Here is an 11,579-nt window from a genome sequence, read left to right as displayed (position 1 = left end):
CGCGCACGGCCGCAACATCATGCACGCCCTCACCGAACTCGCCACCGGCCGTCCCTGGCTACCCGCAACCGGAACGACCACCTGATCAGTCACGATGGTTTTTTGTCAGAAGCACGCTCTGACAAGCCAAGCCGCGCCAGGCTGCGGCTCCTATTTTCTGGGGTTCAACAACTGGTTCCCGCAATATCAGGTATGACTGATCTCGTCGCCAAGGTAACTGCAATCTTCTCTTGATAGACGCGGCGCTCCACGAGGGGCAAAGTGAAACATCGTAACACGGGCAGCTCGATCGGTACGTCCGTCGAACAGGCAGGTCCACGCCAGCAAGCTGATCACACCCACGCGTACGTCTCCGTAGTCGCGCGACACTCAGAGCGCCACGACCGCCGCCGTCTCGGCCGGCAGTTCGATCCGGTCCCGCATCACCGTGACCCCCTCCCCCGTCGCCAGCAGCACCCGCCGCGCCACCCCCGGCAGGGTGATCGGCTGCGGCTTCGCGGCCAGGTTCGCCACCACCAGCGTCTCCCCGCGGCGCATCACCAGGAAGTGGTCGCCGTGGCGCACCTCCACCCGGTCCAGCCGCGGGTCGGACAGGTCGGGGCGGCTCTTGCGCAGCGCGATGAGCCGCCGGTGGAAGTCGTACATCTCGCGGTGTTCGGGCTTGTCCAGCTCGGCCCAGTCGAGGCGGGAGCGGACGAACGTCTGCGGGTCCTGCGGGTCCGGGACGTCCCCCTCCCGCCAGCCGTGCGCGGCGAACTCCCGCTTCCGGCCCGTCGCCACCGCCGTCGCCAGCTCGGGCTCGGGGTGGCTGGTGAAGAACTGCCACGGGGTGCTGGCCGCCCACTCCTCCCCCATGAACAGCATCGGCGTGAAGGGCGCGGTGAACAGCAGCGTCGCGCCCACCCGCAGCAGCCCCGGGGAGAGCGTGGCGGAGATCCGGTCGCCGGTGGCCCGGTTGCCGATCTGGTCGTGGTTCTGCAGGTACGCCACGAACCGGTGCCCCGGGGTGCGCTGCCGGTCCACCGGCCGCCCTTGGTGACGGTTGCGGAAGCTGGACCAGGTGCCGGCGTGGAAGAAGACGCCGGTGAGCACGTCGGCGAGGCATTCCAGGGAGCCGAAGTCGCCGTAGTAGCCCTGCCGCTCGCCCGTGAGCAGGGTGTGCAGGGCGTGGTGGGCGTCGTCGTTCCACTGGGCGTGCAGGCCGTAGCCGCCGGCCTCCCGGGGGGTGATGAGCCGCGGGTCGTTGAGGTCGGACTCGGCGATCAGCGACAGCGGCCGGCCGAGGTGGGTGGCCAGCGACTCCACCTCCACCGCCACCTCCTCCAGCAGGTGGTTGGCGCGCGCGTCGGGCATGGCGTGCACGGCGTCGAGCCGCAGCCCGTCGACGTGGTAGTCACGCAGCCACATCAGCACGCTGTCGACGATGTAGCGGCGGACGCCGTCGGAGTGCGGGCCGTCGAGGTTGACCGTGCGGCCCCAGGTGTTGCTCTGCTCGGTGAGGTACGGCGCGAACATCGGCGCGTAGGCCCCGGAGGGCCCGAAATGGTTGTAGACGACGTCGAGGATCACCCCCAGACCCTTGGCGTGGGCGGCGTCGACCAGCCGTTTCAGGCCGTCCGGCCCGCCGTAGGGCTGGTGCGGGGCATACCAGCAGACGCCGTCGTAGCCCCAGTTGTGCTCGCCGTTGAAGGCGTTGACCGGGAGCAGCTCGATCATGTCGACGCCGAGGTCGACCAGGTGGTCGAGGCGGCCGATGGCGGCGTCGAAGGTGCCCTCCGGGGTGAAGGTGCCGACGTGCAGCTCGTAGAGGACGCTGCCGGGCAGTTGCCGCCCGGTCCAGGCATGGTCGGTCCACTCGAACGCCGCGTGGTCGTAGAGCCGGCTCGGCCCGTGCACCCCCGCCGGCTGCCAGGCCGACCGGGGGTCGGGCAGCGCCCGCTCGTCGTCGTCCAGAAGGAAGGCGTAGTCGGTGCCGGGGCCGGTGGCGGGCACCTCGACCCGCCACCAGCCGCCGGGACCGGAACGCATCTCGTGGTCGGCGACGCCGGGCAGGCGCAGCCGAACCCGGGCGGCCTGCGGCGCCCACACCGCGAACTCGGTCATGACGCAGCCTCCACGGACTCGGGGGTGGGAGCCAGCAGCGCGACGGGATAGGTGGCCAGCAGGGGTCGGCCAGACGGGTCTCCCCGCCACTGTAGACCCGGCCGGTGAACAGGTCGGTCAACTCGTGAACGGGAAGTGACACGACCGTGTCGTCCCAGCCGCCGGCGCAGGCCAGGCCGAGGCCGGCCGTGCGCAGGGCGCGCAGCCGCCGCCGGCCCGCCTCGCCGCCCGGCTCCCGGGACGCGGTCGGTCGAGGAGTGGTCGACATGTCAGGCCGTCCTCTCCAGCACCACCACGCACCGGTCCGGCACGCCGAGGACGCCGCCCGCCTCGACCACGGTGGTCTTCTCCGGTTCCGGCTCCGCCGTGCTGATCACCAGCTCCCAGCGTCGGCCGAACTCGGGCCCGGGCACGGTGAAGTCCAACGGCGCGTCGTGGGCGTTGAAGCAAAGCAGGAAGGAGTTGTCCAGGTGGCGCTGGCCGTACTGGCCGCGCTCGCGGATGCCCTCGCCGTTGACGAACAGCGCGACGGATCGGCCGAAGTCGTTGCCCCAGTCCTCGCCGGTCATCTCCCGCCCGTCAGGGGTGTACCAGGCCAGGTCGGGCAGGGGCTCGTCGACCAGCCGGGAACGCACCGGCAGGCCGGTGAAGAAGCGGCGGCGGCGGAACACCTGGTGGCGGCGGCGGAAGGCGACCAGCTTGCGGGTGAACTCCAGCAGGTCGGCGTCGGCGTGCTCCCAGTCGACCCACGCCAGCTCGCTGTCCTGGCAGTACGCGTTGTTGTTGCCGTGCTGGGTGCGGCCCAGCTCGTCGCCGTGGCCGATCATCGGCACGCCCTGGGAGAGCACCAGGGTGGCCAGGAAGTTGCGCCGCTGCCGGGCCCGCAGGGCCAGCACGGCCGGGTCGTCGGTGTCCCCCTCGACCCCGCAGTTCCACGACCGGTTGTGGCTCTCGCCGTCCCGGTTCTCCTCCCCGTTGGCGTCGTTGTGCTTGTCGTTGTACGACACCAGGTCGGTGAGGGTGAACCCGTCGTGGCAGGTGACGAAGTTGATGCTGTGGAACGGTCGGCGCCCGTCGTCCTGGTAGAGGTCTGCGGAGCCGGAGATGCGGGACGCGAACTCGGCCAGGGTGGCCGGCTCGCCGCGCCAGAAGTCGCGCACGGTGTCGCGGTACTTGCCGTTCCACTCGGTCCACACCGGCGGGAAGTTGCCCACCTGGTAGCCGCCGGGGCCGACGTCCCACGGCTCGGCGATCAGCTTGACCTGGCTGACCACCGGGTCCTGCTGCACCACCTCGAAGAAGGTGGAGAGGCGGTCGACCTCGTAGAACTCGCGGGCCAGGGTCGCGGCGAGGTCGAAGCGGAAGCCGTCGACGTGCATCTCGGTCACCCAGTAGCGCAGCGAATCCATGATCAGCTGGAGCGAGTGCGGGCTGCGCACGTTGAGGCTGTTGCCGGTGCCGGTGTAGTCGACGTAGTGGCGTCGGTCCTCCTCGCTCAGCCGGTAGTAGCTGGGGTTGTCGACGCCCTTGAAGCTCAGCGTCGGGCCGAGGTGGTTGCCCTCGGCGGTGTGGTTGTAGACCACGTCGAGGATGACCTCGATCCCGGCGGCGTGCAGCGACTTGACCATGCCCCGGAACTCCTGCACCTGCTGGCCCAGGCGGCCCAGCGCGGAGTAGCCGTGGTGCGGGGCGAAGAAGCCGATGGTGTTGTAGCCCCAGTAGTTGCACAGTCCCAGGTCCGCGAGGCGGTGGTCGTGCACGAACTGGTGCACGGGCATCAGCTCGACGGTGGTCACCCCGAGCGTCGTCAGGTGCTCGATCATCGGCGGGGAGGCCAGGCCGGCGTACGTGCCGCGCAGCTCCTCGGGGATGTCGGGGTGGCGCATGGTCAGGCCGCGCACGTGCGCCTCGTAGATCACCGAGTGGTGGTACGGGGTACGCGGCGGCTTGTCGTTGCCCCAGTCGAAGTACGGGTTGACCACCACCGACTTCGGTACGAACGGCGCGGAGTCGGTGGTGTTCATCCGATCCGGGTCGCCGTGCTCGTAGTCGTAGACCGCCGGGTTCCACCGCACGTCGCCGTCGACCGCCTTGGCGTACGGGTCGAGCAGCAGCTTGTGCGGGTTGCAGCGGAGCCCGTTCGCGGGGTCGTACGGCCCGTGCACGCGGTAGCCGTACCGCTGCCCCGGCTCGACGCCGGGGATGTACGCGTGCCAGACGTAGGCGTCGACCTCGCGCAGCTCGACCCGCCGTTCCGCCCCGGTGTCCCACTCGTCGAACAGGCACAGCTCGATCCGCTCGGCCACCTCCGAGAAGATCGCGAAGTTGGTGCCCATCCCGTCGTAGGTGGCCCCGAGGGGATACCGCTCACCCGGCCAGACCTGCATGTCGCTCCTTCGGTGCAAGATCATGAGCGCGCACCGCACCATGAGCGCACCACACGGCGGGGGCCGGGCGGCGTGCGTGCGGGTATTGCCCCACGGCTTCCGCCACCAATCCACCCGATCGGCGGATGACCGGAATCCACCCGACTGGTACCCGCCGGCGCACCACACCGCACGGACCGGGCGCTGCGGTTACGATCTTGCATCCGCACTGGTCAGGGTGTTGATCATCGGACAGACTCGCAGGACCCGGCTGGGACGAGGTCCGAGGGGGATGTACGTGCGGATTCTCCTGGTGGAAGACGACCTACGCGTGGCGTCTGCCCTCACCAAGGCCCTGCGCCGCCGGGGATACGAGGTGGTGCCGGCGCTGACGGCCGCCGAAGCGATCCGGGCTGACCCGGTCGACCTGGTCCTGCTGGACCTCAACCTGCCCGACCGGGACGGCCTGGAGGTGTGCCGGCGGCTTCGTCAGGCCGACGAGGACGTCGCCATCATCGCGGTCAGCGCCCGTGCCGAGGAGTACGACCGGGTGGCCGGCCTGCGGGCCGGCGCCGACGACTACGTCGTCAAGCCGTTCTCGATGGTGGAGTTGCAGGCCCGCATCGAGGCGGTGATGCGGCGTACCGTCCGCAGCGCCCGGACCACGAGCCAGTTGCGGGTCGGTACGCTGCGCATCGACGTCAACGCCCGGCGGGTCTGGGTGGGCGACCGGGAGGTCAGCCTGGCCCGCAAGGAGTTCGACCTGCTGGTGGCGCTGGCCCGGCAGGCCGGCGCGGTGGTGCCCCGGGACCGGTTGCAGTTGGACGTCTGGCAGACCACCTGGGGGACCCGGCACAACCTCGACGTGCACGTCGCGGCCCTGCGGGGCAAGCTCGACGACGCCGGCTTGGTCGAGACGGTCCGCGGCGTCGGCTACCGGCTGCGCGCGGGATGACGACGGCCGGTGCCGCGACCAGGGTGCCCGCGACCGCCCGCCGACGCCGGTGACCAGGTCGGAAACCTCAGATGATCCTCAAGAAACGCAGGGTGTGGGCCAACGGTGGGCCGAGTGCGGTGTGCTGGGCGCACCCCAGCCATCCCTCCTGTTTGGAGATCCCTTTGAGATACAGACGGACAACGGCCGGTGTGTTCTCCGCCCTGCTCGCCGCCACCCTCGTGGCGACGGCGGTGCCCGGGCAGGCGCAAGGGCAGCCGAGCGCGGCCCTGCAGCAGGCGGAGCCGAACCAGGTGCAGGGCCTCACGGTCGTGCAGGGCGACGGGTACGCCACGCTGGCGTGGACCCGGGTAGAAGGGGCCACCGACTACCAGATCGAGCGGACCCCGCTGGCCGGGGACGGCACGCCCGGCACGCCGGTGATCGTCGGTGTCTGGCGCCCGAACCGCCAGGTCAACAACACCGCGCCGACCTTCGCCGACGCCGGCTTCGTACCGGGCAACGGCTTCCAGTGGCGGGTCCGGGCCCGGTTCGACACCGAGGCCAAGCCCTACTCGGCGCCGGTCAGCGGCACCACCAGGGCCCACTGGGGCGACCCGGCCGTCCCGGGTGAGAACCTTCGCACCCAGTGGGAGGACACGCTGGGCGCCCAGTACACCAGCGACGTCAACGAGTACACGTACACCGCCGCCATCGACGCGGCCAGCGACCGCGTTCGCGTGGTGGAGATCGGCCGCACCGTCCAGGACCGGCCGATCAACATGCTGGTCATCGGCTACCCCAAGCCGCCGGCAACGCCGGAGGCCGTGGCCGCGACCAACCCCCTGATGGTCAACTGCAACGTGCACGGCAACGAGCCGGGCGACCGCGAGGCCTGCCTGATCATGGCCCGGCAGTTGGCCTTCACCAAGGACAGCAAGACCCTCGACCTGCTGTCGAAGACCACCATGCTGATCGTGCCGACGCTCAACGGCGACGGGCGGGCCGCCAACACCCGGGGCAACTCCACCGGTCAGGACCTGAACCGGGACCACTCGCTGATCCGCCAGCCGGAGACCCGCTCCCTCGCCGAGATGGTCCGCGACTACCGGCCGGTCGCCGGCTACGACGGCCACGAGTACGGCAACTCCAACACCGGCGACCTGCCGATGCTGCCGCCCCGGCACCAGAACGTGGCGCAGGGGATCTTCGACGAGTCGCAGGAGATGATCGAAGGCCACATGTACGCCCAGGGCGCCCAGGACGGCTGGTGGGCGTGCCCGTACGGCTGCACCTCCAACGCCACGGTGGGCCTGAGCGAAGAGACCATCCTGCGTAACACCCTCGGCCTGAAGAACGTCGTCAACTCCCTGCTGGAGCTGCGCAGCTCCGGTGGCCCGACGCGGCCCGACGAGAGCAACACCGCGAACAACCGCCGGCGCAAGACGTACTCCGCGCTGTGGACGTTCAACGAGTTCTTCGAGTACCACGGCGCCAACGTCAAGGACATCACCAAGGCCCGCGCCGAGGCGATCACGTTCCAGTCCGCCAACGAGGGAAGGATCGTGTTCCGGGGCTCCCGGAAGATCGAGGCGTACCCCGCCCCGCACCCGGGTGAGGCCCCGCCGCCCGTGGACGCCCCCACCCCGGAGCGGATCCTCGAGCAGCCGCCGTGCGCGTACCGGCTGACCGAGGAGCAGTACCACGGTGAGCGTACCGACGGCCCGGCCGGCAAGCGCACCACCGCGGCCCAGCGCATCGCCGCCCACGGCTGGAAGGTGATCAAGGTCGCCGACGGCTACCTGGTGCCGCTGTCCCAGCCGCAGCGGGGCCTGATCCCGCTGCTGCTCGACGGACAGGCCGTCGAGGGCCTGGTCGCCGGCGAGCGGATCGCCCCCACCCTGACCGGCACCCACAACGGCACGCTGGTCGTCTCCGGCGTCGCCTGCCTGGACGGGGCCACCGTCCGGGGTTCGATCCAGGTGCGGCCCGGCGCGACGCTGATCGTCACCGGCAGCTCGATCAACGGTCCGGTGAACGCCACCGGCGCCGCCGGGGTCGTCATGACCGACAGCACGGTCGAGGGTCCGGTGCTCGTCACCGGCACCAGCGGCCCGGTCGTCCTGGTCGGCAACGAGGCGACCGGGCCAGTCAGCGTGACCAGCAGCAAGGGCGTGGCCCCGCTGGTGGCCGGCAACACCGTCAACGGTCCGCTGGCCTGCACCGGCAACTCCCCCGAGCCGACGAACATGGAGGTCACCAACTCCGTACGGGGTCCGAACTTCGGCCAGTGCGCACGTCTGTGACCTGCTGAGTTCCGCCCGAACGCGGTGCCGGCAGGTCGGCCTCCCGCCGACCTGCCGGCGCCACCCGTACCCGTTCCGAAGTGGAGAAGTCCGTGCCCGACACCCTCATCCCGGGGCCATGCTCCGGAAACCGGTCCCGGGCCGCCCGCCGCCGGCGGGCGGTGGCCGGGGCTGCTCTGGCCCTCCTGGTCGCGGTGACCGGGTGCACCAGCCCGCAGCAGGAGAGGCCCGCCGCGACGGACCGCACCGGCGACGCCACACCGGTCGCGGTCACCGGGCCGCTGTGCGACGTGCTGCCGTCGGGGGCCGAGCCGGGTAGTCCGGGCTCGCTGGTGGGCCAGTCGCCCGACCAGGCCCTCACCTGGATTCCCGTGCTCACCACGTTCGAGGCGGCGGTCCGGGCCACCGGGATGGCCGAGGAGTTGTCCGCCGCCGGTGGGCTGACCATCCTCGCCCCGACCGACGACGCCTTCCGGGCCAAGTTCTCCACCGCCAACCTGGACCACCTGCTGCTCAAGGACACCGACACGCTGCGGGGGTTGCTGAAGGAGCACCTGGTCGGCGGGGTGCGTTCGGCCGCCGAACTGGTGGCCGCCGGCTCCGTCACCACCCTCGCGGGCACCACCCTCGCCGTCACCGCGGCCGGGCCGGGGGCCCGGCTGGCCGACCGGGCCGAGACGGTCTGCGCGGACTACCGGGCCGCCGGCGCCCGGATCCACGTGATCAACAAGGTGCTCGGAAGCCTGCCGGACACCGCCCGCGAGGAGGACGACTACCACTGAGCGGCCCGACGGCTCCCGAGCCGGCCCACGACACCGGCCGCCGACCCCGCACCCGGGGTCGGCGGCCGGTGTCCTCGTCACCTTGGCCCTTTTCGGGATGCGGGATCGACCGCGATGCCCTTTGCTTGTTCACGGGACGCGCCCGCGCGTCTCCCCTCGGCCCCTCGGCCACCCCCACCACTGTCTCGCCGCCACCGCTGCCGGCGCACCTTCATGCATGGACGGAGATTGATGTGACGACCCTGCGGGTCGGCGAGCAGCCCACCACCTCCCCGGGTCGGGTCCACCGGCCCACCCTCACCTCCCGGCCCCAGGTCCCGGCGCACGCCGGGCCGGGCACGCCCCCGCAGACCCGCCGCATCCTGATGCTCTCCTGGGAGTACCCGCCCGTGCTCGTGGGCGGGCTCGGCCGGCACGTGCACGCCCTGTCGGTGGCCCTGGCCGCCGCCGGGCACGAGGTCACCGTCGTCACCCGGCACGCCGACGGCGCGCCCCTCGAGGAGTACGCCGACGGCGTCCGCATCCTGCGCGCCGCCGAGGACCCGGTGACCTTCCCGCTCGCCACCTCCTCCCTGCTGGCCTGGACGATGGCGTTCAACCACACGCTGACCCGGACGGCTCTGCGCGCCGCCGAGGCCGGCTCGTACGACGTCATCCACGCCCACGACTGGCTCGTCGCGCACACCGCGATGACCCTGCGCGAGCACCTCGACATCCCGCTGGTCAGCACCATCCACGCCACCGAGGCCGGCCGGCACCAGGGCTGGCTGCCGGAGGAGATGAACCGCACCATCCACGGCGTCGAGCACTGGCTGGCCGGCGAGTCCGGCCGGGTGATCGTCTGCTCCGGCTACATGCGCGACGAGGTGACCGGGCTGTTCGGCGTGCCGGCCGGCCGGGTCGACGTGGTGCCCAACGGCGTGGAGCCGCACCGCTGGCGGGCGTCGGCGGCCGCGGTGGCGCAGGCCCGCGCCCGGTTCGCCGGGGACGGCCCGCTGGTCACCTTCGCCGGCCGGCTGGTCTACGAGAAGGGCGTGCAGCACCTGATCGCCGGGCTCCCCCGGCTGCGCGAGCGGCACCCCGGGCTGCGCGCGGTCATCGTCGGCGACGGCCCGTACCGGGGCGAACTGGAGGCGGAGGTGCACCGCCTCGGCCTGGCCGGCACGGTCAGCCTCCCGGGCTTCCTCGGCGGCACCGACCTGCCCGCGGTGATGGCCGCGTCGGACTGCTTCGCGGTGCCGAGCATCTACGAGCCGTTCGGCATGGTGGCCCTGGAGGGCGCCGCCGCCGGCGCGCCCCTGGCGGTCGCCGCGACCGGCGGGCTGGCCGAGATCGTCGAGCCGGGCGTCACCGGGATGACCTTCCGGCCGCACGACCCGGACGGGCTGACCGACGCCGTGCACGCCCTGCTGTCGGACCGGGAGCGGGCCCGCGAGCTGGCCCGCCGCGCCCACGCCATGGTCCACGAGCGGTACGGCTGGACGGCGATCGCGCACCGCACGGCCGCCGCCTACGCCGCGGCGATCGCCACGGCGCCGGCCTTCACCGCCGAGCGGGCCGCCGAGCGGATGACCCGGGGCCGCGCCCTGCCGGCCATCGCGGAGGGCAACCTGCTGGCCGCCGCCGGCATGCGCTGACCGGCGCGCCCCGCCCCTCCCCCCACAGCGCGACAGGCCGCCGAACCCTCGCGGGGTCGGCGGCCTGTGTGCGATGCGCGGCGGAGGTCAGCGCTCCGAGAACGGGGCGTACGCCCGCTCCGGGGAGCCGGTGTAGATCTGCCGCGGGCGGCCGATCTTGGTCTCCGGGTCGTTGATCATCTCGCGCCACTGGGCGATCCAGCCGGGGAGCCGGCCCAGCGCGAAGAGCACCGTGAACATCTTGGTCGGGAAGCCCATGGCCTTGTAGATCAGGCCGGTGTAGAAGTCCACGTTCGGGTAGAGCTTGCGGGACACGAAGAAGTCGTCGGCCAGCGCGATCTCCTCGAGCTGCATCGCGATGTCCAGCAGCGGGTCCGGCTTGGCCATCCGGCCGAGCACGTCCTGGGCCGCGTTCTTCACGATCGCCGCGCGCGGGTCGTAGTTCTTGTAGACCCGGTGGCCGAAGCCCATCAGCTTCACGCCGTCCTGCTTGTCCTTCACCTTGCGGACGAAGGAGTGGACGTCGCCGCCGTCGGCCTGGATCTTCTCCAGCATCTCCAGCACGGCCTGGTTGGCGCCGCCGTGCAGCGGGCCGAAGAGCGCGTTCACGCCGGCCGAGACCGAGGCGAAGAGGTTGGCGTTGCTGGAGCCGACCAGCCGCACGGTCGAGGTGGAGCAGTTCTGCTCGTGGTCGGCGTGCAGGATGAACAGCATGTCCAGCACCTTGGCCACCACCGGGTCGACCTCGTACGGCTCCGCCGGCACGCCGAAGGTCATCCGCAGGAAGTTCTCCACGTAGCCCAGCGAGTTGTCCGGGTACAGCAGCGGCTGGCCGATCGACTTCTTGTAGGCGTACGAGGCGATGGTGGGGACCTTCGCCATCAGCCGGACCGTGGACATCTCGACGTGCGAGGAGTCGAACGGGTCCAGGCTGTCCTGGTAGAAGGTCGAGATGGCGCTCACGGCCGAGGAGAGCACCGCCATCGGGTGCGCGTCGCGCGGGAAGCCGTCGAAGAAGCGGCGCATCTCCTCGTGCAGCAGGGAGTGCCGCCGGATCCGCTCGGTGAACTCGGTCAGCTGCTGCTGGCTCGGCAGCTCACCGTAGATCAGCAGGTAGGAGACCTCCAGGAACGAGGACTTCTCCGCGAGCTGCTCGATCGGGTACCCGCGGTAACGCAGGATCCCCGCGTCGCCGTCGATGTAGGTGATCGCGGACGAGCAGGCCGCGGTGTTCACGAAACCGGGGTCGTACGTCGTCATCCCGGTTTCCTTGAGCAGCTTGCCCACCCCGATGCCGGCGGGGCCCTCGACCGCGGATTGCACCGGCATCGAAAGCTGCCCACCGGGGTGATCGAGCTTGACTTCCGTCATGTGGTCCCTCGCTTCGCCGGCAGATCTGCGTTGAATTGCCTTCGCTTTTACCGTAATCACGGTCGCGGGGATACCGCCCG

Annotated in this window: 7 protein-coding genes; 4 read left to right on the top strand and 3 right to left on the bottom strand. The window is 71.3% G+C overall.

The features are described 5' to 3' along the window. Positions 1-369 precede the first annotated feature (369 nt). Together treZ and glgX are read right to left on the bottom strand one after the other, a co-directional pair. Positions 370-2,103: a malto-oligosyltrehalose trehalohydrolase gene (treZ, locus tag AB0G14_RS29800; RefSeq protein ID WP_357703061.1), complete on the bottom strand. Its 1,734-nt coding sequence runs from the start codon at positions 2,101-2,103 to the stop codon at positions 370-372. Positions 2,104-2,372: 269 nt separating this feature from the next. After that, entirely contained in the window at positions 2,373-4,490 is a 2,118-nt protein-coding gene (glgX, locus tag AB0G14_RS29795) for a glycogen debranching protein GlgX (protein WP_357703059.1), read from the bottom strand. A gap of 271 nt (positions 4,491-4,761) precedes the next feature. On the opposite strand from glgX, the gene AB0G14_RS29790 reads away from it, so the two are divergent. The 4 genes from AB0G14_RS29790 (at position 4,762) to AB0G14_RS29775 (ending at position 10,128) form a co-directional block, all read left to right on the top strand. Further along, complete coding sequence (locus AB0G14_RS29790) at positions 4,762-5,424, top strand: response regulator transcription factor (protein ID WP_357703057.1); 663 nt, start codon at positions 4,762-4,764, stop codon at positions 5,422-5,424. 164 nt (positions 5,425-5,588) lie between these two features. Beyond that, a complete protein-coding gene (locus AB0G14_RS29785; protein ID WP_357703055.1) occupies positions 5,589-7,709 on the top strand; it encodes a M14 family metallocarboxypeptidase in 2,121 nt (706 codons plus the stop codon). A gap of 92 nt (positions 7,710-7,801) precedes the next feature. Beyond that, positions 7,802-8,491 carry a fasciclin domain-containing protein gene (locus tag AB0G14_RS29780; RefSeq protein ID WP_357703053.1) on the top strand — a complete coding sequence of 230 codons (690 nt, stop codon included), beginning with the start codon at positions 7,802-7,804 and terminating at the stop codon, positions 8,489-8,491. A 233-nt stretch (positions 8,492-8,724) separates the two neighbouring features. Beyond that, entirely contained in the window at positions 8,725-10,128 is a 1,404-nt protein-coding gene (locus AB0G14_RS29775) for a glycosyltransferase family 4 protein (RefSeq protein ID WP_357703051.1), read from the top strand. 87 nt (positions 10,129-10,215) lie between these two features. On the opposite strand, the gene AB0G14_RS29770 is transcribed toward AB0G14_RS29775, so the two are convergent. Then, the gene (locus AB0G14_RS29770) at positions 10,216-11,499 is read right to left on the bottom strand and encodes a citrate synthase (protein ID WP_357703049.1); all 1,284 of its coding nucleotides are present in this window, start codon (positions 11,497-11,499) and stop codon (positions 10,216-10,218) included. Between the last annotated feature and the right edge of the window lie 80 nt (positions 11,500-11,579).

The sequence above is a fragment of the Micromonospora sp. NPDC023814 genome (assembly GCF_040639595.1).
GTDB lineage: Bacteria > Actinomycetota > Actinomycetes > Mycobacteriales > Micromonosporaceae > Micromonospora.
The sequence above is the reverse complement of the archived record's forward strand: the minus strand, read 5'-3'. Positions and strand labels throughout refer to the sequence as shown.

What these genes read in the sequence shown, in the direction of transcription:
- treZ (WP_357703061.1), bottom strand. Translation starts at nt 2,103, where the DNA reads ATGACCGAGTTCGCGGTGTGGGCGCCGCAGGCCGCCCGGGTTCGGCTG.
- glgX (WP_357703059.1), bottom strand. Translation starts at nt 4,490, where the DNA reads ATGCAGGTCTGGCCGGGTGAGCGGTATCCCCTCGGGGCCACCTACGAC.
- AB0G14_RS29790 (WP_357703057.1), top strand. Translation starts at nt 4,762, where the DNA reads ATGTACGTGCGGATTCTCCTGGTGGAAGACGACCTACGCGTGGCGTCT.
- AB0G14_RS29770 (WP_357703049.1), bottom strand. Translation starts at nt 11,499, where the DNA reads ATGACGGAAGTCAAGCTCGATCACCCCGGTGGGCAGCTTTCGATGCCG.